28 protein-coding genes are annotated in these 23648 nt (G+C 66.6%); all 28 read left to right on the forward strand.

What is annotated here, in order from left to right; all coding sequences use genetic code 11:
• The first annotated feature begins 28 nt into the window (after window positions 1-28).
• The 28 genes from B141_RS40355 (at window position 29) to rplO (ending at window position 23504) form a co-directional block, all read left to right on the forward strand.
• Window positions 29-574 carry a hypothetical protein gene (locus tag B141_RS40355; RefSeq protein WP_020575527.1) on the forward strand — a complete coding sequence of 182 codons (546 nt, stop codon included), beginning with the start codon at window positions 29-31 and terminating at the stop codon, window positions 572-574.
• Between the two features lie 438 nt (window positions 575-1012).
• The gene (rpoB, locus tag B141_RS0112605) at window positions 1013-4501 is read left to right on the forward strand and encodes a DNA-directed RNA polymerase subunit beta (protein WP_169512929.1); all 3489 of its coding nucleotides are present in this window, start codon (window positions 1013-1015) and stop codon (window positions 4499-4501) included.
• Between the two features lie 100 nt (window positions 4502-4601).
• Window positions 4602-8480: a DNA-directed RNA polymerase subunit beta' gene (locus tag B141_RS0112610; protein WP_020575529.1), complete on the forward strand. Its 3879-nt coding sequence runs from the start codon at window positions 4602-4604 to the stop codon at window positions 8478-8480.
• A 530-nt stretch (window positions 8481-9010) separates the two neighbouring features.
• Window positions 9011-9385, forward strand: a complete 375-nt coding sequence (gene rpsL, locus B141_RS0112615) for a 30S ribosomal protein S12 (protein ID WP_020575530.1) — start codon at window positions 9011-9013, stop codon at window positions 9383-9385.
• Window positions 9385-9855, forward strand: a complete 471-nt coding sequence (gene rpsG / locus B141_RS0112620) for a 30S ribosomal protein S7 (RefSeq protein WP_020575531.1) — start codon at window positions 9385-9387, stop codon at window positions 9853-9855. Before rpsL ends, rpsG begins: the two co-directional genes overlap by 1 nt.
• A gap of 100 nt (window positions 9856-9955) precedes the next feature.
• Entirely contained in the window at window positions 9956-12061 is a 2106-nt protein-coding gene (gene fusA / locus B141_RS0112625) for an elongation factor G (RefSeq protein ID WP_020575532.1), read from the forward strand.
• Between the two features lie 81 nt (window positions 12062-12142).
• Complete coding sequence (gene tuf / locus B141_RS0112630) at window positions 12143-13339, forward strand: elongation factor Tu (protein ID WP_020575533.1); 1197 nt, start codon at window positions 12143-12145, stop codon at window positions 13337-13339.
• 489 nt (window positions 13340-13828) lie between these two features.
• Window positions 13829-14137 carry a 30S ribosomal protein S10 gene (gene rpsJ, locus B141_RS0112635; RefSeq protein ID WP_020575534.1) on the forward strand — a complete coding sequence of 103 codons (309 nt, stop codon included), beginning with the start codon at window positions 13829-13831 and terminating at the stop codon, window positions 14135-14137.
• 11 nt (window positions 14138-14148) lie between these two features.
• Entirely contained in the window at window positions 14149-14817 is a 669-nt protein-coding gene (gene rplC / locus B141_RS0112640) for a 50S ribosomal protein L3 (RefSeq protein ID WP_020575535.1), read from the forward strand.
• A 6-nt stretch (window positions 14818-14823) separates the two neighbouring features.
• Entirely contained in the window at window positions 14824-15507 is a 684-nt protein-coding gene (gene rplD, locus B141_RS0112645; RefSeq protein ID WP_020575536.1) for a 50S ribosomal protein L4, read from the forward strand.
• Window positions 15504-15809 carry a 50S ribosomal protein L23 gene (gene rplW, locus B141_RS0112650; protein ID WP_020575537.1) on the forward strand — a complete coding sequence of 102 codons (306 nt, stop codon included), beginning with the start codon at window positions 15504-15506 and terminating at the stop codon, window positions 15807-15809. The genes rplD and rplW overlap by 4 nt, the downstream gene beginning before the upstream one ends.
• A gap of 16 nt (window positions 15810-15825) precedes the next feature.
• Window positions 15826-16659 carry a 50S ribosomal protein L2 gene (rplB, locus tag B141_RS0112655; RefSeq protein ID WP_020575538.1) on the forward strand — a complete coding sequence of 278 codons (834 nt, stop codon included), beginning with the start codon at window positions 15826-15828 and terminating at the stop codon, window positions 16657-16659.
• 14 nt (window positions 16660-16673) lie between these two features.
• Window positions 16674-16955, forward strand: a complete 282-nt coding sequence (gene rpsS / locus B141_RS0112660; RefSeq protein WP_020575539.1) for a 30S ribosomal protein S19 — start codon at window positions 16674-16676, stop codon at window positions 16953-16955.
• Window positions 16952-17368, forward strand: coding sequence for a 50S ribosomal protein L22 (gene rplV, locus B141_RS0112665; protein WP_020575540.1), 417 nt, complete (start codon window positions 16952-16954; stop codon window positions 17366-17368). Before rpsS ends, rplV begins: the two co-directional genes overlap by 4 nt.
• A complete protein-coding gene (gene rpsC, locus B141_RS0112670) occupies window positions 17368-18213 on the forward strand; it encodes a 30S ribosomal protein S3 (RefSeq protein ID WP_020575541.1) in 846 nt (281 codons plus the stop codon). Before rplV ends, rpsC begins: the two co-directional genes overlap by 1 nt.
• A gap of 2 nt (window positions 18214-18215) precedes the next feature.
• The gene (rplP, locus tag B141_RS0112675) at window positions 18216-18635 is read left to right on the forward strand and encodes a 50S ribosomal protein L16 (RefSeq protein WP_020575542.1); all 420 of its coding nucleotides are present in this window, start codon (window positions 18216-18218) and stop codon (window positions 18633-18635) included.
• Window positions 18635-18883, forward strand: coding sequence for a 50S ribosomal protein L29 (gene rpmC, locus B141_RS0112680; RefSeq protein WP_020575543.1), 249 nt, complete (start codon window positions 18635-18637; stop codon window positions 18881-18883). The genes rplP and rpmC overlap by 1 nt, the downstream gene beginning before the upstream one ends.
• Window positions 18880-19194 (forward strand): 30S ribosomal protein S17, encoded by a 315-nt coding sequence (gene rpsQ, locus B141_RS0112685; RefSeq protein ID WP_020575544.1) that lies wholly within the window; start codon window positions 18880-18882, stop codon window positions 19192-19194. The genes rpmC and rpsQ overlap by 4 nt, the downstream gene beginning before the upstream one ends.
• A gap of 47 nt (window positions 19195-19241) precedes the next feature.
• Entirely contained in the window at window positions 19242-19610 is a 369-nt protein-coding gene (gene rplN / locus B141_RS0112690; RefSeq protein WP_020575545.1) for a 50S ribosomal protein L14, read from the forward strand.
• 2 nt (window positions 19611-19612) lie between these two features.
• The gene (gene rplX / locus B141_RS0112695; RefSeq protein ID WP_020575546.1) at window positions 19613-19996 is read left to right on the forward strand and encodes a 50S ribosomal protein L24; all 384 of its coding nucleotides are present in this window, start codon (window positions 19613-19615) and stop codon (window positions 19994-19996) included.
• 1 nt (window position 19997) lies between these two features.
• A complete protein-coding gene (gene rplE / locus B141_RS0112700) occupies window positions 19998-20567 on the forward strand; it encodes a 50S ribosomal protein L5 (protein WP_020575547.1) in 570 nt (189 codons plus the stop codon).
• A gap of 1 nt (window position 20568) precedes the next feature.
• On the forward strand, window positions 20569-20754 hold the full coding sequence (locus B141_RS0112705; protein ID WP_020575548.1) for a type Z 30S ribosomal protein S14: 186 nt from the start codon (window positions 20569-20571) through the stop codon (window positions 20752-20754).
• Between the two features lie 81 nt (window positions 20755-20835).
• Window positions 20836-21243: a 30S ribosomal protein S8 gene (rpsH, locus tag B141_RS0112710; protein ID WP_020575549.1), complete on the forward strand. Its 408-nt coding sequence runs from the start codon at window positions 20836-20838 to the stop codon at window positions 21241-21243.
• A 28-nt stretch (window positions 21244-21271) separates the two neighbouring features.
• Window positions 21272-21811 carry a 50S ribosomal protein L6 gene (gene rplF, locus B141_RS0112715; RefSeq protein WP_020575550.1) on the forward strand — a complete coding sequence of 180 codons (540 nt, stop codon included), beginning with the start codon at window positions 21272-21274 and terminating at the stop codon, window positions 21809-21811.
• A 3-nt stretch (window positions 21812-21814) separates the two neighbouring features.
• Entirely contained in the window at window positions 21815-22198 is a 384-nt protein-coding gene (gene rplR, locus B141_RS0112720; RefSeq protein WP_020575551.1) for a 50S ribosomal protein L18, read from the forward strand.
• A gap of 27 nt (window positions 22199-22225) precedes the next feature.
• Window positions 22226-22828 (forward strand): 30S ribosomal protein S5, encoded by a 603-nt coding sequence (gene rpsE / locus B141_RS0112725; RefSeq protein ID WP_020575552.1) that lies wholly within the window; start codon window positions 22226-22228, stop codon window positions 22826-22828.
• Window positions 22828-23013 carry a 50S ribosomal protein L30 gene (gene rpmD, locus B141_RS0112730; RefSeq protein ID WP_020575553.1) on the forward strand — a complete coding sequence of 62 codons (186 nt, stop codon included), beginning with the start codon at window positions 22828-22830 and terminating at the stop codon, window positions 23011-23013. Before rpsE ends, rpmD begins: the two co-directional genes overlap by 1 nt.
• 2 nt (window positions 23014-23015) lie before the next feature.
• The gene (gene rplO / locus B141_RS0112735; protein ID WP_020575554.1) at window positions 23016-23504 is read left to right on the forward strand and encodes a 50S ribosomal protein L15; all 489 of its coding nucleotides are present in this window, start codon (window positions 23016-23018) and stop codon (window positions 23502-23504) included.
• The last annotated feature ends 144 nt before the right edge of the window (window positions 23505-23648 follow it).

Consider the following 23648-nt stretch of genomic DNA (forward strand, 5'->3'; position numbering starts at 1 on the left):
TCGTGACCCGGGTGGGAGTGGAGCAACGATGACTGACACGGACACGCGACCGGGATCCTCGGAGCGCGGGCCTGAGCCGGCGGCGGCTCGTTTCGGAGGTGGCCGCACGATGGTCGCCGTGCTCGGGGGCTTCCTGGTCGTCGCCCTGGTGACGGTCGCCGCGCTGGGGTACCGCGCGTACGCCATCCGTCCGGTCGAGGCGGCGCGCTCGCAGGCCCTGAGCACCGCTCGTACGACGGCCTCGGTGCTCCTCGCGTACGACTACCGGCACCTCGACCGCGACTTCGCCCGGAGCGAGAAGCTGCTGACGGGTGACTTCCGGACGAAGTATCTCGAGACCACCAAGAGCGTGATCAAACCCTCCGCCACCCAGACCCGGGCGGTGGTGGTCGCCGATGTCCGCGCCGCCTCGGTGATCTCGGCGACGCCGGAGCGCGCGGTGACGCTGCTCTTCGTCAATCAGACGACCACGAGCAATCGCGCGAGCCAGCCGAGAACCGACCTGAACCGCGTCCGGATGACGCTCGAGCGGGTCGGCGACCAGTGGCTCGTGAGCAAGGTCGAGGCCCTCTGAGGGATCGTCGACCCCGGCGTACTCCCCACTCAGATGGGTGTCGATCCTTCGGACACGTCTACGATTGGCTCAGTTCAGGGGGTTCGGAACGGCATGAATCGGGGCAAAACCAGACAGGAATCCGCCTTTACGGCGGGCCATTCACTCGGAAAGATGGGCGAACTGTCGAACGGATGCTTGACTCGGCCTCCGACTGGGGCCATGCTCCTGGAAGGTCGTGTGGGGACCGCCAAGAAGCGCTGTACCCCGCTGGTGGCGACGAGGCCGCGGCGGTGGGATCCACAGAATCCGACGGGACTAGACAGCAGTGGGCCCTACGGCTACACTGTCGCTTTGCCCTGCCTTCCGACCGCGCCTGGGAGCTTCTTAGGTCGGTCCGGCATGTGAGAGACGAGTCCGCAAGCCTCGGAAGGACCCCTCTTGGCCGCCTCGCGCACCATTGCGTCCACCACGTCCACCCGCCCGTCCGACTCCAACCGCGTCGCACCACCGCGCCGCGTGTCGTTCGCCAAGATCAAGGAGCCTGCCGAAGTTCCCGACCTGCTCGCGTTGCAGGTTGACAGCTTCGACATCCTTGTCGGCAACGAGCGCTGGAAAGCGCGTGTGGAGAAAGCCCTCGAAGAGGGCCGGACGGATGTTCCCGACAAGTCAGGTCTCGAGGAGATCTTCGAAGAGATCTCCCCGATCGAGGACTTCTCGGGGACGATGTCCCTCTCGTTCCGTGATCACCGGTTCGAGCCTCCGAAAAACTCCGTTGACGAGTGCAAGGACCGCGACTTCACCTACGCCGCTCCCTTGTTCGTCACCGCGGAGTTCATGAACAACGAGACTGGCGAGATCAAGTCCCAGACCGTGTTCATGGGCGACTTCCCGCTCATGACCGACAAGGGGACGTTCGTGATCAACGGCACCGAGCGTGTCGTGGTCAGCCAGCTCGTGCGTTCGCCTGGCGTCTACTTCGAACGATCGCTCGACAAGGCGACCGACAAGGACGTCTTCACCGCCAAGATGATCCCCTCGCGGGGCGCTTGGCTGGAGTTCGAGGTCGACAAGCGCGACCTCGTGGGCGTCCGCCTCGACCGTAAGCGCAAGCAGCACGTCACGGTTCTCCTCAAGGCGCTCGGCTGGACCGACGCGCAGATCCTCGAGGAGTTCGGTGAGTACGAATCCATGCGTCTGACCCTGGAGAAGGACCACACCTCCGGGCAGGACGACGCGCTGCTCGACATCTATCGCAAGCTCCGCCCCGGCGAGCCGCCCACCCGGGAGGCCGCCCAGGCGCTGCTGGAGAACTACTACTTCAACCCGAAGCGGTACGACCTCGCCAAGGTCGGTCGCTACAAGATCAACAAGAAGCTCGGGTTGACGCTCCCGCACAATCAGTCGGTTCTCACGATCGATGACATCGTGGCGACGATCCGCTACATCGTTGCCCTCCACGAAGGCCGGACGGAGCTCGAGGCTCCGCAGGGCCAGATCGTGGTCGAAGAGGACGACATCGATCACTTCGGCAACCGTCGCCTGCGCACGGTCGGCGAGCTGATCCAGAACCAACTCCGCACCGGCCTCGCCCGGATGGAGCGGGTGGTCCGCGAGCGGATGACGACCCAGGACGTCGAGGCGATCACGCCCCAGACCCTGATCAACATCCGGCCCGTGGTGGCGGCGCTGAAGGAGTTCTTCGGCACGTCCCAGCTCAGCCAGTTCATGGACCAGACCAACCCGGTCGCCGGCCTGACGCACAAGCGGCGTCTGAACGCGCTCGGCCCCGGTGGTCTGTCCCGTGACCGGGCCGGCATGGAGGTCCGTGACGTCCACCACTCGCACTACGGCCGGATGTGTCCGGTGGAGACGCCGGAAGGGCCGAACATCGGTCTGATCGGCTCGCTCGCCACCTACGGCCGGGTCAACCCGTTCGGGTTCGTTGAGACGCCCTACCGCAAGGTCGTCGAGGGCCGGGTCGCCGACCAGGTCGACTACCTCACGGCCGACGAGGAGGACCGTTACGTCATCGCGCAGGCGAACGCCCTGCTCAACGCCGACGGCACGTTCGCCGAAGACCGGGTGCTGGTCCGTAAGCGGCACGGTGAGGTCGACGCCATTGCTGCCGCCGACGTCGACTACATGGACGTCTCGCCGCGACAGATGGTCTCGGTCGCGACCGCGATGATCCCGTTCCTCGAGCACGACGACGCCAACCGCGCGTTGATGGGTTCCAACATGCAGCGCCAGGCGGTGCCGCTGATCCGTTCGGAGTCCCCGCTGGTGGGCACCGGGATGGAATACCGCGCCGCCGTCGACGCCGGTGACGTCGTGACCGCGGAGAAGCCAGGTGTGGTCCGGGAGGCCTGCGCCGACTTCGTCGAGGTCGCGTGCGACGACGGTACGTACCAGACGTACCGCCTGGCTAAGTTCCGTCGTTCCAACGCCGGCACCAGCATCAACCAGCGGCCGCTGGTCTCCGAGGGGGACCGGGTCGAGGTCGGTACGGTCATCGCCGACGGTCCCTGCACCGACAACGGCGAGATGGCGCTCGGCCGCAACCTGCTGGTCGCGTTCATGTCGTGGGAAGGCCACAACTACGAGGACGCGATCATCCTGTCCCAGCGGATCGTCCAGGAGGACGTCCTCAGCTCGATCCACATCGATCGGCACGAGACGGACGCCCGTGACACCAAGCTGGGTCCGGAGGAGATCACCCGGGACATCCCGAACGTCGCCGAGGAGATGCTCGCCGACCTCGACGAGCGCGGGATCATCCGGATCGGCGCCGAGGTGGTGCCGGGCGACATCCTCGTCGGCAAGGTGACCCCCAAGGGTGAGACCGAGCTGACACCGGAGGAGCGCCTGCTCCGCGCGATCTTCGGCGAGAAGGCCCGGGAGGTCCGCGACACCTCGCTCAAGGTTCCCCACGGCGAGAGCGGCACCGTGATCGGTGTTCGCGTCTTCGACCGCGAGGAAGGCGACGAGCTGCCGCCGGGTGTCAACCAGCTGGTCCGCGTCGACGTCGCCCAGAAGCGGAAGGTCCAGGACGGTGACAAGCTCGCCGGCCGGCACGGCAACAAGGGCGTCATCGCCAAGATCCTCCCGGTCGAGGACATGCCATTCCTCGAGGACGGCACGCCGGTCGACATCATCCTCAACCCGCTCGGTGTTCCGGGCCGGATGAACGTCGGCCAGGTCCTGGAGACCCACCTCGGGTGGGTGGCCAAGGCCGGCTGGAAGATCGAGGGCGACGACGAGGAGTGGAAGACCCGACTCACGGTCATCGGGGCCGATGAGGCGGAGCCCGGCACCAACGTCGCGACGCCGGTCTTCGACGGTGCCCGCGAGGAGGAGATCACGGGTCTCCTGGCGTCGACCTACCCCAACCGCGACGGCGACCGCATGGTCGGCCAGGACGGCAAGGCCATGCTGCTCGACGGGCGCACCGGCGAGCCGTTCCCCAAGCCGGTGGCGGTGGGCTACATCTACATGTTGAAGCTCAATCACCTGGTCGACGACAAGATCCACGCGCGTTCCACCGGTCCGTACTCCATGATCACCCAGCAGCCGCTGGGTGGTAAGGCTCAGTTCGGTGGTCAGCGTTTCGGTGAGATGGAGGTGTGGGCGCTCGAGGCCTACGGCGCGGCCTATGCGCTCCAGGAGCTCCTCACCATCAAGTCCGACGACGTCACAGGCCGGGTCAAGGTCTATGAGGCCGTTGTCAAGGGCGAGAACATCCCTGAACCCGGCATTCCGGAGTCGTTCAAGGTCCTCGTCAAGGAAATGCAGGCGCTCTGTCTCAACGTCGAGGTCCTCTCCAGCGACGGCATGGCCGTGGAGATGCGGGACAGCGACGAGGACGTCTTCCGCGCCGCAGAAGAGCTCGGGATCGACCTGTCCCGGCGCCCAGGTGAGGGCGTGAGCAGCGTCGAGGAGGTCTGACGCAGGGTCCGGGCGGGTCGCCGCACCCATGGGCGCGGCAGCCCGTCCGGACCCCGCTACCGCCAACCCAGCCAGTGACAACATTTGGGGAAGAGAACACGTGCTCGACGTCAACTTCTTCGACGAGCTTCGCATCGGCCTCGCGACGGTCGACGACATCCGGCAGTGGTCACACGGTGAGGTAAAGAAGCCGGAGACCATCAACTACCGCACCCTCAAGCCCGAGAAGGACGGCCTCTTCTGCGAGAAGATCTTCGGGCCGACCCGGGACTGGGAGTGCTACTGCGGTAAGTACAAGCGCGTCCGCTTCAAGGGCATCATCTGCGAGCGGTGCGGCGTCGAGGTGACTCGCGCCAAGGTACGCCGGGAGCGGATGGGTCACATCGAGCTGGCCGCGCCGGTCACTCACATCTGGTACTTCAAGGGCGTGCCGAGCCGGCTCGGTTACCTGCTCGACCTCGCTCCGAAGGACCTCGAGAAGGTCATCTACTTCGCGGCGTACATGATCACGAACGTCGACGACGAGGCACGCACGCGCGACCTGCCGTCGCTCGAGGCGCGGATCGACGTCGAGCGCAAGCAGATCGAGCAGCGTCGTGACAACGACGTCGAGCAGCGGATGAAGAAGCTCGAGGAGGACCTCGCGCAGCTCGAGGCCGAGGGTGCCAAGGCCGACGCGCGGCGCAAGGTCAAGGAGTCCTCGGAGCGGGAGATCCGACAGCTCCGCGACCGTGCCCAGCGCGAGCTCGACCGGCTCGAGGAGGTCTGGACCCGGTTCAAGAACCTCAAGGTCCAAGACCTCGAGGGCGACGAGATTCTCTACCGCGAGATGCGGTCCCGCTTCGGCAAGTACTTCACCGGCGACATGGGTGCTGCCGCGATCAAGCAGCGCCTCGAGTCGTTCGACCTCCGGGCCGAGGCGACGAACCTCCGCGACATCATCCGCAACGGCAAGGGCCAGAAGAAGACCCGCGCGCTCAAGCGGCTGAAGGTTGTGTCGGCGTTCCTCACGACCAGCAACAGCCCGCTCGGCATGGTGCTCGACTGTGTGCCGGTCATCCCGCCGGACCTGCGCCCGATGGTGCAGCTCGACGGTGGTCGGTTCGCGACGAGCGACCTGAACGACCTCTACCGCCGGGTGATCAACCGGAACAACCGGCTCAAGAGGCTGCTCGACCTGGGCGCGCCCGAGATCATCGTCAACAACGAGAAGCGGATGCTGCAGGAGGCCGTCGACGCACTGTTCGACAACGGTCGCCGCGGCCGTCCGGTCACCGGACCGGGCAACCGTCCGCTCAAGTCGCTGTCCGACATGCTCAAGGGCAAGCAGGGTCGGTTCCGCCAGAACCTCCTCGGTAAGCGGGTCGACTACTCCGGCCGTTCGGTCATCGTCGTCGGTCCGCAGCTCAAGCTGCACCAGTGTGGTCTGCCGAAGGGCATGGCGATCGAGCTGTTCAAGCCGTTCGTCATGAAGCGTCTGGTCGACCTCAACCACGCCCAGAACATCAAGTCCGCCAAGCGGATGGTCGAGCGTGCTCGACCGGTGGTCTGGGACGTGCTCGAAGAGGTCATCGCCGAGCACCCGGTGCTGCTCAACCGCGCACCGACGCTGCACCGCCTCGGTATCCAGGCGTTCGAGCCGCAGCTGATCGAGGGTAAGGCGATCCAGATCCACCCGCTCGTGTGTACGGCGTTCAACGCCGACTTCGACGGTGACCAGATGGCGGTGCACCTGCCGCTGTCGGCCGAGGCGCAGGCCGAGGCCCGGATCCTGATGCTCTCGACCAACAACATCCTCAAGCCGGCCGATGGCCGTCCGGTGACGATGCCGACGCAGGACATGATCATCGGCATCTTCTTCCTCACCATGCAGCGCGATGGTCTGCTCGGTGAGGGTCGGGCGTTCAGCTCGGCGGCCGAGGCGCTGATGGCGTTCGAGCGGCACGAGATCGAGATGCAGAGCCGGATCAAGATCCGGTTCAAGGACATAGTCCCGCCTGCCGGTTGGACGGCTCCCGAAGGTTGGGAGTCAGGTCAGCCGGTGATGCTCGACACCACCCTGGGTCTGGCGCTGTTCAACGAGGTCCTGCCGGCCGACTACGCCTACGTCGACTACGAGGTGGGCAAGAAGCAGCTCGGTGTGATCGTCAACGACCTCGCTGAGCGCTACCCCAAGGTCGAGGTCGCGGCCTGCCTCGACGGCCTCAAGGACGTCGGGTTCCGCTGGGCGACCCGTTCTGGTGTGACGATCTCCATCGGTGACGTCATCACGCCGGCGCGCAAGCCCGAGATCCTCGCGGGTTACGAGGAGAAGGACGCCAAGGTCCAGAAGCAGTTCGACCGTGGTCTGATCACTGACGAGGAGCGCCGCCAGGAGCTCATCGAGATCTGGACGCAGGCGAAGGCTGAGGTCGTCAAGGAGATGGAGGATGGTTTCACCAAGACCAACCCGATCTACATGATGGTCCACTCCGGCGCCCGCGGAAACATGATGCAGGTCAGCCAGATCGCCGCTATGCGTGGTCTGGTGGCCAACCCGAAGGGTGAGATCATCCCGCGGCCGATCAAGTCCAACTACCGCGAAGGCCTGTCCGTGGTCGAGTTCTTCATCGCGACCCACGGTGCCCGTAAGGGTCTGGCCGACACGGCTCTGCGGACCGCCGACTCGGGTTACCTCACCCGGCGGCTCGTCGACGTCAGCCAGGACGTCATCGTCCGCGAGGAGGACTGCGGCAGCGAGCGCGGGCTGATCAAGCGGATCGCGGTCCGGCAGCCGGACGGCACGCTGCGCAAGGCGGACAACGTCGAGACGGCGGCGTACGCCCGGGTGCTGGCCGAGGAGGTCCGCGGCGCCAACGGCGAGGTCGCCGCCCCGGCCGGGACCGACCTCGGCGACGTGGTGATCGACCAGTTGGTCGTCGCGGGGGTCGAGGAGATCCGGGTCCGCAGCGTTCTCACCTGTGACTCGCGGGTCGGTGCCTGCGCCGCGTGCTACGGCCGTTCGCTGGCGACCGGCAAGCTGGTCGACGTCGGTGAGGCGGTCGGCATCATCGCGGCCCAGTCCATCGGTGAGCCTGGTACGCAGCTGACGATGCGTACCTTCCACACCGGTGGTGTCGCGGGCGAGGACATCACCCACGGTCTGCCTCGTGTCCAGGAGATCTTCGAGGCTCGCCAACCCAAGGGGAAGGCGCCCATCGCCGAGTCCGCGGGCCGGGTCCGGATCGAGGATTCGGAGAAGAGCCGCAAGATCGTGGTCATCCCCGACGACGGCAGCGAGGAGATGGGCTACCCCGTCTCCAAGCGGTCCCGGTTGCTGGTTGAGGAAGGCACCCACGTCGAGGTCGGCCAGCAGCTCACCCACGGCACTCCGGACCCGCAGGACGTTCTCCGCGTCCTCGGTGTCCGGAAGGTCCAGGAGCACCTGGTCGACGAGGTGCAGGAGGTCTACCGCTCCCAGGGCGTGGCGATCCACGACAAGCACATCGAGACGATCGTGCGGCAGATGCTGCGCCGGGTCACCGTCATCGAGTCGGGCGACTCGGAGCTGCTGCCGGGCGAGCTCGTCGAACGGATGCGGTTCGAGGAGGAGAACCGCCGGGTCGTCGCCGAAGGCGGCACCCCGGCCTCCGGGCGTCCAGTGCTGATGGGGATCACCAAGGCCTCGCTGGCCACCGAGTCGTGGCTGTCGGCCGCGTCCTTCCAGGAGACCACGAAGGTCCTCACGGAGGCCGCGATCAACGGCAAGAGCGACTCGCTGCGGGGTCTGAAGGAGAACGTCATCATCGGGAAGCTCATCCCGGCTGGTACCGGCGTGGACCGTTACCGCAACATCCGGGTCGAGCCGACCGAGGAGGCGAAGGCCGCGATGTACTCCATGGTGGGGTACGAGGGCTACGACGCCGACTACTCGTTCGGCGCCGGGTCCGGCGAGGCCGTCCGTCTGGAGGACTTCGACTTCGGCGGCTACACCAGCTGATCGCATCGCGTGACGCGCGAGGCGGCGGCTACCCCTCACGGGGTGGCCGCCGCCTCCGTCGTACGGGCGCGCCGGAGGCGGCGGCGTTGGCGCGAACGCATGGAAACCCGGCATACGGAGCGCCCGGAAGCCTGCTGGCCCGAGCGTTGTGGCGTACCCACCCAGTTGTGGCGTATCCAGCCAGCGGCCAATTCCTCGCGAAGGGGGCGGGCAGCCGGCGCCGCACTGGCGCTACCAGCCAGGGGGTATGGTGGTGGGCCCGGGAGTATCCGTATCCGTTTTGACCTTAGCCGGACGGACGGGTAAGGTTCGACGTCGTGCCCGGCCGTGGCTGGGCATTCACGTGTGCCGCTTCCCGGATGCACGTGAGGGTCTTCAGACTCCGTGGTTCGAGCTCAAAGCTCGGCGATCGGACCCCGTGGCGACACACCCGACCGCGGGGGCCGTGCGGTGGAGCCTAAGGGACGCTACCGCCTCGAAGACAGTCACACCGGAGAGATAGTCCACCGAAGAGATAAGGGAACGACGCGGTGCCCACGATCCAGCAGTTGGTCCGCAAGGGCCGCAAGGACAAGGTGTCCAAAAACAAGACGCCTGCGCTCAAGGGGTCGCCCCAGCGGCGCGGTGTGTGCACGCGCGTTTACACCACAACTCCTCGTAAGCCCAACTCCGCGCTTCGCAAGGTGGCCCGCGTCCGCCTGACGAGCCAGATCGAGGTGACGGCTTACATCCCCGGCGTCGGCCACAATCTCCAGGAGCACTCGATGGTGCTCGTGCGCGGTGGCCGGGTGGCGGACCTCCCCGGTGTCCGTTACAAGATCGTCCGCGGCTCCCTCGACACCCAGGGTGTCAAGGGACGCAAGCAGGCGCGCAGCCGTTACGGCGCGAAGAAGGAGAAGAGCTAATGCCGCGCAAGGGCCCAGCTCCGAAGCGTCAGCCGATCGTGGACCCCGTCTACGCGTCGCCGCTGGTGAGTCAGCTGATCAGCAAGGTGCTCCGGAGCGGTAAGAAGCAGCTCGCTCAGCGGATTGTTTACACCGCGCTCGAGGGTTGCCGTGACAAGACCGGCACTGACCCGGTGATCACGCTGAAGCGTGCGCTCGACAACGTCAAGCCGACCCTCGAGGTTCGCAGCCGGCGAGTCGGTGGCGCGACCTACCAGGTCCCGGTCGAGGTTCGCCCGTCCCGGTCGACCACCCTGGCCCTGCGGTGGCTGGTGAGCTACGCCCAGTCGCGGCGGGAGAAGGCCATGGCCGAGCGGCTGATGAACGAAATCCTGGACGCCTCCAACGGTCTCGGCGCGAGTGTGAAGCGGCGCGAGGACACCCACAAGATGGCGGAGTCCAACAAGGCGTTCGCGCACTACCGCTGGTAGGCCTGACGCATACGCCAAGGGCAGGAGAGCCGCCCCGCCGGCCGAGCACCCTGCGCCAATCTGCCAACTGCCGAGAACCCACGAAAGACCGACTAGCCTGATGGCGACCGACCTTCGCACCGTCGACCTGGCCAAGGTCCGCAACATCGGAATCATGGCCCACATCGACGCGGGCAAGACCACGACGACCGAACGCATCCTGTTCTACACCGGCATCACCTACAAGATCGGTGAGGTCCATGAGGGCGCGGCCACCATGGACTGGATGGAGCAGGAGCAGGAACGCGGTATCACGATCACCTCGGCCGCGACGACCGTCCACTGGAAAGACCACCAGATCAACATCATCGACACCCCCGGCCACGTCGACTTCACGGTCGAGGTGGAGCGCAACCTCCGGGTGCTCGACGGTGCGGTGGCAGTGTTCGACGGCGTCGCTGGCGTCGAGCCGCAGTCGGAGACCGTGTGGCGGCAGGCCGAGAGGTATGGCGTGCCGCGGATGTGTTTCGTCAACAAGATGGACCGTGTGGGCGCCGAGTTCCACCGCTGCGTCGACATGATCTCGGACCGGCTGGGTGCTACTCCGCTCGTGGTGCAGATCCCTCTGGGCGCCGAGGCCGACTACATCGGCGTCGTCGACCTGGTACGCATGCGGGCGCTGACCTGGCGTGGCGAAACCAAGAAGGGCGAGGACTACGCCGTCGAGGAGATCCCCGCGACCCACGCGGAGGTCGCTCAGGAGTGGCGTGACCGGCTCTTCGAGACGTTGGCCGAGGCCGACGACGAGATCATGGAGCTCTACCTCGAGGGCATTGAGCCGACCGTCGAGCAGCTCGATGCGGGTATCCGCCGGGCGACGATCGCTAACAAGCTGACGCCCGTCCTCAACGGCACGGCGTTCAAGAACAAGGGCGTCCAGCCGCTCCTCGACGCGGTCCTGGCCTACCTCCCGTCGCCGCTCGACATCGGCAACGTCAAGGGTCTCTCGATGCGTAACGAGGAGGAGATCCTCGAGCGTGCTCCCGAGGAGGACGCGCCGCTCTCGGCCCTGGCGTTCAAGATCATGAGCGACCCCCACCTCGGCAAGTTGACCTACCTCCGGATCTACTCCGGCACGCTCACCGCCGGCACCCAGGTGCTCAACAGCACCAAGGACCGCAAGGAACGGATCGGCAAGATCTACCGCATGCACGCCAACAAGCGTGAGGAGATCGAGAAGGCTTCGGCCGGACAGATCGTCGCCGTCATGGGCCTCAAGCAGACCACGACGGGTGAGACGCTGTGCGGGCCCGAGGCGCCGATCATCCTGGAGTCGATGAACTTCCCGGCGCCGGTCATCTCGGTCGCGATCGAGCCCAAGACCAAGAGCGACCAGGAGAAGCTCTCTGGCGCCATTCAGCGGCTCGCCGAGGAAGACCCGACGTTCCAGGTGCGCACCGACCAGGAGACCGGTCAGACGATCATCTCCGGTATGGGCGAGCTGCACCTTGACATCCTGGTCGACCGGATGAAGCGGGAGTTCCGGGTCGAGGCGAATGTCGGTAAGCCGCAGGTCGCCTACCGCGAGACAATCCGCAAGAAGGTCGAGAAGGTCGAATACACCCACAAGAAGCAGACGGGTGGTTCGGGCCAGTTCGGCCGCGTCATCATCGACCTGGAGCCGACCGGCGGCGAGGGCGACGGCGGGTACGAGTTCGTCAACGCCGTCAGCGGTGGTCGAATCCCGAAGGAATACATTCCGGCGGTCGATGAGGGCATCCAGGAGGCCATGGAGTTCGGCGTCCTCGCCGGCTACCCGATGGTCGATGTCAAGGTGACCTTGAAGGACGGCGCCTACCACGATGTCGACTCCTCAGAGCTGGCCTTCAAGATCGCCGGTTCGATGGCGTTCAAGGAAGCGGCCCGCCGCGCGGGCCCGACCTTGCTCGAGCCGATCATGAAGGTTGAGGTCACGACGCCCGATGACTATCTGGGTGATGTGATCGGTGATATCAACAGCCGCCGGGGCCACGTCCAGAAGATGGACGAGGCAGCTGGTAACCGCGTCGTCACCGCCCTGGTGCCGTTGTCGGAGACCTTCGGGTACGTTGGCGACTTGCGAAGCAAGACACAGGGTCGTGCCGTACCCCACATGGAGTTCCACTCGTACGCCGAGGTTCCGAGAACCGTCGCCGACGAGATCGTTAAGAAGGCACGGGGCGAATAAGCACCCGAGCCGTTAGTCCCGTAAAAAGTTCCGCGCCTAATCTGTACGGCGTAGATAGCAAGAAACCAGGAGGAGCCCGAAGTGGCGAAGGCGAAGTTCGAGCGCACTAAGCCGCACGTCAACATCGGCACCATTGGGCACATCGACCACGGCAAGACGACGCTCACCGCGGCGATCACCAAGGTGCTGCACGAGAAGATGCCGGATGTGAACCCCTTCTACGCCTTCGACCAGATCGACAAGGCGCCGGAAGAGAAGCAGCGCGGTATCACGATCACGATCGCGCACGTCGAGTACCAAACGGAGAAGCGCCACTACGCGCACGTCGACTGCCCGGGTCACGCCGACTACATCAAGAACATGATCACCGGTGCGGCCCAGATGGACGGCGCGATTCTCGTGGTCGCCGCCACCGACGGGCCGATGCCGCAGACGCGTGAGCACGTCCTGCTCGCCCGTCAGGTCGGCGTTCCCTATATCGTCGTTGCCCTCAACAAGTCCGACATGGTTGACGACGAGGAGATCCTCGAGCTGGTCGAGCTCGAGGTTCGGGAGCTGCTCACGTCGCAGGAGTTCCCCGGCGATGACGCTCCGGTGGTCCGGGTCTCGGCTCTCAAGGCTCTCGAGGGTGACCCCGAGTGGGCCGAGAAGATCATGGAGCTGATGAACGCGGTCGACGAGTTCGTGCCGGAGCCGGTGCGTGAGATCGAGAAGCCGTTCCTCATGCCGGTTGAGGACGTCTTCACGATCACTGGTCGAGGCACCGTTGTCACCGGCCGCGTCGAGCGTGGCGTCCTCAAGGTCAACGAGGAGGTCGAGCTCGTCGGTATCCGTACCGGCCCGGCGCCCAAGACGACCGTCACCGCGGTCGAGATGTTCCGCAAGATCCTCGACGAGGCTCGCGCGGGTGAGAACGTCGGCCTGCTGCTTCGTGGCATCAAGCGCGAGGACGTCGAGCGTGGCATGGTCATCGTCAAGCCGGGCTCGAACACCCCGCACACGGAGTTCGAGTCGCAGGTCTACGTGCTGTCCAAGGAGGAGGGTGGCCGTCACAAGCCCTTCTTCAACAACTACCGCCCGCAGTTCTACTTCCGCACCACGGACGTCACCGGTGTCGTGCACCTGCCGGAGGGGACCGAGATGGTCATGCCGGGCGACAACACCGAGATGCGGGTCGAGCTGATCCAGCCGATCGCGATGGAGGATGGCCTCAAGTTCGCGATCCGCGAGGGTGGCCGCACCGTTGGTGCGGGCCGGGTCATCAAGATCCTCAAGTAAGTTCCAGTGCAGGCGGGGTGGGCCGCGTCATCGCGGCCCACCCCGCCTGGCTGAGAGGGCCCGGATTGGTCAAGAACCGGGCACTCTGGCATACTGGCGCAGTTGCCTACGGCGGGCCGCCGAGGCGTGCGCGCGTGGAAGTTCGTCTTCCGCCAGCACCGCCGATCCGGAGACCCCGCCCTGTTCCCGGGATGACCCCGAGAGGCTGGACCGAGACTGGTCGGGCCTTTGGGGCGAATCACGGGACAACTTCGCGCTCGGCTTGGCCGGGCCTCTGATCTCCCTCGTGGATTCCAGAACATGGGATTCATGCGGCCTGGGTATGCGACACACCCGACCGCGGGGGTCGGAGACCGCAGTCGAACGTGAACTCGCGGGGCTCCACCCGGAGCCTCACGAGCCATCCGGGCCGCGGCCATCCGGAAGCTTCCGGGCGGCACTCGGGGGCCGACCAGCTCCCGGCGTACGAGAGAAGGACGCGAAACAGCCATGGCGGGACAGAAGATCCGCATCAGGCTCAAGGCCTACGACCACCAGGTCATCGACACCTCGGCGCGCAAGATCGTCGACACGGTGACCCGGACGGGCGCGAAAATCGCCGGGCCGGTGCCGCTGCCCACCGAAAAGAACGTCTTCTGCGTCATCCGCTCGCCGCACAAGCACAAGGACAGCCGCGAGCACTTTGAGATGCGGACGCACAAGCGACTCATCGACATCATTGACCCCACGCCCAAGACAGTCGACTCGCTCATGCGGCTCGACCTGCCGGCGGGTGTCGACATCGAGATCAAGCTCTGAGGGACGCACCTATGAGCAGCGTGAAGAGTGTGCAAGGCGCGGCGCGCGAGGTACGCGGCCTGCTGGGCGAAAAGGTCGGCATGACGCAGGTCTGGGACGACCAGAACCGCCTCATCCCGGTGACCGTCGTCAAGGCGGGCCCCTGTGTCGTCACCCAGGTACGCACGCCCGCGAGGGACGGCTACTCGGCGGTCCAGATCGCCTTCGGCGCCATCGACCCTCGCAAGGTCAACAAGCCCGACCAGGGGCACTTCGCCAAGGCAGGCGTGACGCCTCGCCGCCACGTGGTTGAGCTCCGGACGGCCGACGCGGCCTCCTACACCGCGGGCCAGGAGATCACCGCTGAGGTGTTCGAGGTCGGCGAGAAGGTCGACGTGACGGCGACGAGCAAGGGCCACGGATTCGCGGGCGTCATGAAGCGCCACGGCTTCCACGGCCTGCGGGCGAGCCACGGTGTGGAGCGCAAGCACCGCTCCCCGGGCTCCATCGGCGCGTGCGCCACCCCAGGCCGGGTGTTCAAGGGCCTGAAGATGGCCGGCCGGATGGGCGGCGTCCGGGTGACGACGCAGAACGTCACGGTGCAGGCGGTGGACGCTGAGAAGGGCCTCGTCCTGCTCAAGGGCGCGGTTCCGGGTGCCCGCGGTGGCCTGGTGCTCATCCGCAACGCGGTGAAGGGATAGGCCAAAGTGACAGCGAGCATCGACGTACTCGACAACGCCGGCGCCAAGGCTGGCAGTCTCGAGCTCCCGGCGGACATCTTCGACGTCCAGGTCAACGTGCCGCTCATCCACCAGGTCGTCGTTGGTCAGCTGGCGGCAGCCCGTCAGGGCACGCACGCCACCAAGAGCCGCGGCCAGGTGTCCGGCGGCGGCGCGAAGCCTTACCGCCAGAAGGGCACCGGTCGGGCCCGGCAGGGTTCGCGGCGGGCGCCGCAGTTCGCCGGCGGTGGCATAGTGCACGGCCCGCAGCCGCGCTCCTACAACCAGCGGACGCCCAAAAAGATGAAGGCGGCGGCACTTCGCGGCGCACTTTCTGACCGTGCTCGCCACGGACGGGTGCACGTGGTGACGTCCCTCATCGAGGGCGACGTCCCATCGACCAAGCAGGCGTTGGCGGTCCTGCGCAAGGTGTCGTCCAGCAGCCACGTGCTGGTCGTTCTCGAGCGGGGCGACGAGCTGACCTGGCTGAGCCTGCGCAACGCTCCGGAGGTCCACCTCCTCGTCGCTGACCAGCTCAACACCTACGACGTGTTGACGTCCGACGAGGTGATCTTCACGACCGGGGCGTACGCGGCCTTCACGGGTGCCGAGGCGGACAGCGGCGCCGCAGAGGCGAAGAAGTCGACAGACGCAGGGGAGGCTGACGCATGAGCAACCTTCACAAGGACCACCGCGACGTCCTCGTCGCGCCGGTGATCAGCGAGAAGAGCTACGGCCTCCTCGACCAGAACAAGTACACCTTCCTGGTGGCGCCGGGCGCCAACAAGACCGAGATCAAGATCGCGGTCGAGAAGGTGTTCAACGTCAAGGTCACGGGTGTCAACACGCTCAACCGTCAAGGCAAGCGCCGCCGTACCCGCTATGGCTGGGGCCAGCGTGCGGCCACCAAGCGGGCGGTCGTGACCGTGGCTGACGGTCAGCGGATCGACATCTTCGGCGGACCGGTTTCGTAGGGCTAAGGACTGACGAATGGCAATCCGTAAGTACAAGCCGACGACGCCGGGCCGTCGTGGCGCGAGCGTCTCGGACTTCGCAGAGATCACGCGAACGAGTCCCGAGAAGTCGCTGCTGCGTCCCCTTCCCAAGAAGGGCGGCCGTAACAACCACGGTCGGGTGACGACGCGGCACCAGGGCGGCGGTCACAAGCGGGCCTACCGCCTGATCGACTTCCGTCGGTACGACAAGGACGGCGTTCCGGCCAAGGTCGCTCACATCGAGTACGACCCCAACCGCACGGCGCGGATCGCGCTGCTCCACTACGTGGACGGCGAGAAGCGCTACATCATCGCGCCGGCGCGGCTCAACCAGGGCCAGCGGGTCGAGAGCGGTCCGGGTGCCGACATCAAGCCGGGTAACAACCTGCCGCTGCGCAACATCCCGGTCGGCACCACCGTGCACGCGATCGAGCTCCGTCCCGGTGGCGGCGCCAAGATCGGCCGGTCGGCGGGTGCGAGCGTCCAGCTGGTCGCCAAGGAGGGCGCGATGGCGTCGCTCCGGATGCCTTCCGGTGAGATCCGGATGGTCGACGTCCGGTGCCGCGCGACCGTCGGCGAGGTCGGGAATGCCGAGCAGAGCAACATCTCGCTCGGCAAGGCCGGCCGGGCCCGCTGGAAGGGCAAGCGGCCGTCGGTCCGAGGCGTCGCGATGAACCCCGTCGACCACCCGCTCGGTGGTGGCGAGGGTAAGTCCTCCGGTGGTCGCCACCCGGTGTCGCCGTGGGGTAAGCCCGAGGGTCGTACCCGCCGGCGTAAGCCAAGTGATCGACTGATCGTCCGTCGTCGCAAGAGCGGCAAGCAGCGGTAGAAGGAGCCTGAACGATGCCACGCAGCCTCAAGAAGGGCCCCTTCGTGGATGACCACCTGATCAAGAAGGTGCTCGTCCAGAACGACAAGGGGACCAAGCAGGTCATCAAGACCTGGTCGCGCCGCTCGATGATCGTGCCAGCCATGCTCGGCCACACGATCGCCGTTCACGATGGGCGCAAGCACGTACCAGTCTTCGTGACCGAAGCGATGGTCGGGCACAAGCTCGGCGAGTTCGCGCCGACCCGGACCTTCCGTGGCCACGAGAAGGATGACCGAAGGAGCCGGCGCCGGTGACCGCGACAGTCAGGAGTGACGAGATGGAAGCGGCCGTGGAAGCACGCGCCGTGGCTCGGTTCGTCCGTATGACGCCCAGCAAGGTGCGACGGGTGGTCGACCTTATTCGCGGCCTGCGGGCCGAGGAGGCGGTGAACCTCCTGAGGTTCGCACCCCAGGCGGCCAGCGAGCCGGTTCGCAAGGTGCTCGAGAGCGCCATGGCGAACGCCCAGAACAACCTCCAGCTCAACCAGAGCACGCTGCGGGTCGCTCGGGCGTACGTCGACGAGGGCCCGACCATGAAGCGCTGGCGGGCGCGCGCGCAGGGCCGACCGGGCCCGCTGCAGATGCGCACCTGCCACATCACGGTGGTCGTCGAGCCCGGTGAGGACCAGGCGCCTGCCACCCAGAAGAGGAACAGGAGGGCCCGATAGTGGGACAGAAGGTCAACCCGCACGGGTACCGCCTCGGTATCACCACCGACCACAAGAGCCGGTGGTACGCCGACAAGCTCTACAAGGACTACGTCGCCGAGGACGTCAAGATCCGGCGCCTGCTCACCAAGGGCATGGACCGGGCCGGCATCTCCAAGGTGGAGATCGAGCGCACCCGCGAGCGGGTCCGCGTCGACATCTACACCGCGCGTCCGGGCATCGTGATCGGCCGGCGCGGCGTCGAGGCTGACCGCATCCGCGGCGAGCTGGAGAAGCTCACCGGCAAGCAGGTGCAGATGAACGTCCTCGAGGTGAAGAACCCCGAGGTCGACGCGCAGCTGGTCGCCCAGGGCGTGGCCGAGCAGCTGGCCAGCCGGGTGGCGTTCCGTCGTGCCATGCGTAAGGCGCTGCAGAGCGCGAACAAGGCCGGCGCGCTGGGGATCAAGGTCCAGTGCTCGGGTCGCCTAGGTGGCGCCGAGATGTCGCGGTCGGAGTTCTACCGCGAGGGCCGGGTTCCGCTGCACACGCTGCGCGCCGACATCGACTACGGCTTCTACGAGGCCCGTACGACGTTCGGCCGGATCGGCGTCAAGGTCTGGATCTACAAGGGCGAGGTCCCGGTGTCGCGCGCTGAGCGTGAGGCCCAGCGGGAGGCCGCGGCTCGTGCGGCCGCGCAGCGCCGTCCTGGTGGCGAGCGTCCGCCGCGCGGCGGCCGTCGTGGCGGTGAGCGTCGTGGCGGTGAGCGGCGTGAGGGCCGCCAGCCCGCGGCTGCGGCCGCGGAGACCACGGCGTCCGAGTCGGCTGGTGGGTCGTCCGGAACCCCAAGTGCGGGACAGGAGGGCTGAGGATGCTTATCCCCCGGAAGGTCAAGCACCGCAAGCAGCACAGCCCCAAGCGCAGTGGTATGGCGAAGGGCGGCACCTCGGTGTCGTTCGGTGAGTACGGCATCCAGGCGCTGGAGGCCCACTACGTCACCAACCGGCAGATCGAGTCAGCGCGTATCGCCATGACCCGGCACATCAAGCGTGGCGGCAAGGTGTGGATCAACATCTTCCCTGACCGTCCGCTGACCAAGAAGCCCGCCGAGACCCGGATGGGTTCCGGTAAGGGTTCGCCGGAGTGGTGGATCGCCAACATCAAGCCCGGTCGGGTGATGTTCGAGCTGTCCTACCCGAACGAAACGGTGGCTCGTGAGGCGCTGCTGCGGGCGATCCACAAGCTGCCCATGAAGTGCCGCATCGTGAAGCGCGAAGCAGGTGAAGGCTGATGGCCATGACGTCGAAGGCCACGGAGCTGCGCAACCTCGGCGAAGAGGAGCTTGCCGACAAGCTGCGTGAGGCGAAGGAAGAGCTGTTCAACCTTCGTTTCCAGGCGGCGACCGGCCAGCTCGAAAGCCACGGTCGGCTGCGTACTGTCAAGCGGGAGATCGCGCGGATCTACACGGTGATGCGGGAGCGTGAGCTCGGCATCATCAGTCCGGTCGAGCCCGAGCCGACGGCTGAGGGAGCGGCATGAGCACGAACGAAGAGGTGGGATCGGTGGCCGCCCAGGCAAGCGCCGAGACGACCGGCCAGAAGCGTGGCTTCCGTAAGTCCCGCGAGGGTCTCGTCGTCAGCGACAAGATGAACAAGACCGTCGTGGTCGAGGTTGAGGACCGCGTCAAGCACGCCCTGTACGGCAAGGTCATGCGCCGCACCAACCGGCTCAAGGCCCACGACGAGGCCAACGAGTGCGGCGTGGGCGACCGGGTGCTGCTGATGGAGACCCGGCCTCTGTCGGCAACCAAGCGGTGGCGTGTCGTCGAGATTCTCGAGAAGGCCAAGTAACGAAGGACTCGACCGGCGCGCCCGGTCGTTCGAATGGGAGAACTGCCGTGATCCAGCAGGAGTCGCGACTGAAGGTCGCCGACAACACGGGTGCTAAGGAGATCCTGTGCATCCGTGTGCTCGGTGGCTCCGGTCGGCGCTACGCCGGGATCGGTGACGTCATCGTCGCCACCGTCAAGGACGCCATCCCCGGTGGAAACGTCAAGAAGGGCGAGGTCGTCAAGGCCGTCGTCGTGCGCACCGTGAAGGAGCGCCGCCGTCCGGACGGGTCTTACATCCGCTTCGACGAGAACGCCGCGGTTCTGCTGAAGAACGACGGCGAGCCGCGCGGGACTCGTATCTTCGGGCCGGTCGGTCGCGAGCTTCGCGAGAAGCGCTACATGCGGATCATTTCGCTCGCCCCGGAGGTGCTCTGACCATGACACAGGTCAAGAAGTCGTTGCACATCAAGAAGGGTGACGTCGTACGCGTCACGGTCGGTCGCGACCGCGGCGTCGAGGGCAAGGTCATCGAGGTCGACCCGGCCCGCGGCCGAGTGTTCGTCGAGGGCGCCAACCGCGTCAAGCGGCACACCAAGGTTGTGCAGGGGAGCGGGCGCCAGGGCACCACGGGCGGCATCGTGACCCAGGAGGCGTCGATTCCGGTCTCCAACGTCACGCTGCTCGTCGAGGTCGACGGCAAGAAGGTGCCGACCCGGGTGGGTTATGAGCGGCGTGAGGTCGAGAAGCGCCGCGCCGACGGTTCGACGTACACCGGCTACCGCAGTGTGCGGATCGCGCGGAAGACCGGCGAGGAGATCTGAGATGACCGCTACAACCGATCAGCGGGTGGCGCCGCGGCTCAAGCTGCGCTACCGCGGCGAGGTCGCGCCGGCACTGCGTGAGCAGTTCGGTTTCGGCAACCCGATGCAGGTGCCGACGGTGACGAAGGTCATCGTCAACATGGGTGTCGGGGAGGCCGCGCGCGACTCGAAGCTCATCGAGGGCGCGGTGCGTGACCTCACCGGCATCACGGGACAGAAGCCGACCGTGACCCGGGCGCGCAAGTCGATCGCGCAGTTCAAGCTGCGTGAGGGCATGCCGATCGGCGCGCACGTGACCTTGCGTGGCGACCGGATGTGGGAGTTCCTGGACCGCCTAGTGTCGCTCGCGCTGCCCCGTATCCGCGACTTCCGCGGACTGTCGCCCCGGCAGTTCGACGGTCGTGGCAACTACACGTTCGGTCTCACGGAGCAGGTGATGTTCCACGAGATCGACCCTGACAAGATCGACCGGTCGCGCGGCATGGACATCACCGTCGTGACGACCGCGTCGAACGACGCGGAGGGGCGCGCTCTCCTCCGGCAGCTCGGCTTCCCGTTCAAGGAGTCCTGACGTGGCAAAGACCGCCCTGATCAACAAGGCGAAGGCCAAGCCGAAGTTCTCGGTGCGTGCCTACACCCGCTGCCAGCGCTGCGGGCGACCGAAGGCAGTGTTCCGGAAGTTCGGGCTCTGCCGGATCTGCCTGCGTGAGATGGCGCACCGTGGCGAGCTGCCCGGCGTCACCAAGAGCAGCTGGTAGTCCACCACACCGCCTTCGGGACCCTTCTAGTCGCCGTAGGTCCGATCAGTCGGAAACCACGGCGGGAAAGTAGCGAGACCAATGAGCATGACCGATCCGATCGCAGACATGCTGACTCGTCTGCGCAACGCCAACCAGGCGTACCACGACACCGCGTCCATGCCTTACAGCAAGCTCAAGTCGGGTATCGCGGAGATCCTCCAGCAGGAGGGTTACATCGCCGGCTGGCGCGTGGAGGAGCCGGAGGCGGGCGCCGTCGGCAAGACACTTGTGCTGCAGCTGCGCTTCGGCCTCAGCCGTGAGCGGTCGATCGCGGGCATCCGGCGGATCTCCAAGCCGGGCCTGCGGGTCTACGCCAAGTCGACGGGGCTGCCCAAGGTGCTCGGTGGTCTGGGCATCGCGATCATTTCGACGTCGCAGGGTTTGCTGACCGACAAGCAGGCCAGCAAGCGTCGCGTGGGCGGCGAAGTCGTCGCCTACGTGTGGTGACGGGAACGGGAAGGAGGAAGGACGCCACATGTCCCGCATCGGAAAGCTCCCGATCCCGGTGCCTTCGGGTGTCGACGTGGCCGTCGACGGCCGCACTGTCACCGTGAAGGGCCCGAAGGGCAGCCTCGCGCACACGGTCGCGGACCCCATCGAGGTGCACCAGGGCGACGGAGAGCTCGAGGTCAAGCGCCCCAATGACGAGCGCAAGAGCAAGGAGCTCCACGGGCTCACTCGGACGCTCATCGCCAACATGATTACAGGCGTGACACAGGGCTACGAACGCAAGCTCGAGATCGTCGGCGTCGGTTACCGCGTGGTGCCGAAGGGCCCGACACAGCTCGAGCTCTCGCTCGGATACAGCCACTCCATCACCTTCGACGCGCCTGAGGGTGTGTCGTTCACGGTGGAGTCCGCCACCAAGTTCTCGGTGTCCGGGATCAACAAGCAGCAGGTCGGCGAGGTCGCCGCCAATATCCGGAAGCTCCGGAAGCCGGAGCCCTACAAGGGCAAGGGCATTCGGTACGCGGGCGAGCAGGTCCGCCGCAAGGTCGGAAAGGCTGGTAAGTAACCGATGGCCGCCAGTCTCAGCACACACAGGTCGACGAGCCCCAAGACGCGCTCCCGGCTCCGCAGGCAGCTGCGGGTTCGTAAGAAGATCACGGGTACGCCGGAGCGTCCCCGTCTGGTCGTCACCCGGTCCGCACGCCACGTCGTCGTGCAGGTTGTCGACGACACGGTGGGCCGCACGCTGGTGTCGGCGTCTACCCTTGAGGCCGACCTGCGGACGTTCGCCGGCGACAAGTCCGCGCGCGCCCGAGAGGTCGGGTCGCGGGTCGCCGAGCGGGCGAAGGCCGCCGGCGTCTCCGCCGTGGTGTTCGACCGTGCGGGCAACCGTTACCACGGGCGCATCGCTGCGCTCGCGGACGCCGCCCGTGAAGCCGGACTCGAGTTCTGACGTTCGACCAGGAGAAGAGAGGTAACCATGGCTGGACCCCAGCAGCGCCGCGGGAGCGGCACTGGTGACCGCCGGGACCGCCGGGACGAGCGTCGGGGCGGCTCCGTTGCGGAGAAGACCGCCTACATCGAGCGGGTTGTGTCGATCAACCGGGTCGCGAAGGTCGTCAAGGGCGGCCGGCGCTTCAGCTTCACCGCGCTCGTGGTGGTGGGCGACGGTGACGGCACCGTAGGTGTCGGCTACGGCAAGGCCAAGGAGGTGCCCGCGGCGATCGCCAAGGGCGTCGAGGAGGCCAAGAAGCACTTCTTCAAGGTGCCGCGTATCCAGGGCACGATCCCGCACCCCGTCCAGGGGGAGAAGGCCGCGGGCGTCGTACTCCTTCGCCCCGCCTCGCCCGGTACCGGCGTGATCGCCGGCGGTCCGGTGCGTGCGGTCCTGGAGTGCGCAGGTATCCACGACGTGCTGTCCAAGTCGCTCGGTTCGTCCAACGCAATCAACATCGTCCACGCGACGGTCACCGCGCTGCGGATGCTCGAGTCGCCCGAGCGGGTGGCCGCCCGGCGTGGCCTGCCCGTCGAGGATGTCGCTCCCGCGGCGCTGCTGCGGGCGCGGGCCGAGGTGAGCGCCTGATGGCCGGACGACTGAAGGTACGCCAGGTCCGATCCAAGATCGGCTGCAAGCAGAACCAACGGGACACCCTCCGTTCTCTCGGGCTCAAGCGCCTGAACGACGTTGTCGTCAAGGAGGATCGTCCTGAGATCCGGGGCATGATCGCGACGGTTTCGCACCTTGTCGCGGTCGAGGAGGTCGACTGACGATGGCGACGCAGACCAAGGCCACGAAGGCCGAGGGCGCGGCTACCGGCACCCCGCTGCGGGTGCACCACCTGCGCCCGGCGCCGGGTGCCAAGAAGGCGCGTACCCGCGTCGGTCGTGGTGAGGGCAGCAAGGGCAAGACCGCTGGGCGCGGTACGAAGGGCAGCAAGGCACGCAACAACGTGCCCAGCACCTTCGAGGGTGGCCAGATGCCGCTGCACATGCGGATCCCGAAGCTCAAGGGATTCAGGAACCCCTTCCGGGTTGAGTACCAAGTGGTCAACCTTGACCGGCTTACGGAGCTCTACCCGAACGGTGGCGACGTGACCGTCCAGGACCTGGTCGCCAAGGGCGCCGTACGGCCGGGTCGTCCGGTGAAGGTTCTTGGCACCGGCGAAGCGACCGTGGCCCTGCGGGTGCAGGTACACGCGTTCTCCCAGAGCGCCACTGACAAGATCACGGCGGCCGGCGGCACAGCCTCCGCTTTGTAGCACGCGCGTGAGCGGCACGTGGGGCGCTCCGGGCATCTGGTTCGGAAGGACCGGCCCGGGCGCCCCTTGCGCCGTCACATGCCACAGCGGGCTGTTATTGTCCGAGGAAACTGTCAGGGGACCGGGGCCGGGTGTCGCATCGGC

The sequence above is a fragment of the Actinopolymorpha alba DSM 45243 genome (assembly GCF_000373925.1).
Classification (GTDB): domain Bacteria; phylum Actinomycetota; class Actinomycetes; order Propionibacteriales; family Actinopolymorphaceae; genus Actinopolymorpha; species Actinopolymorpha alba.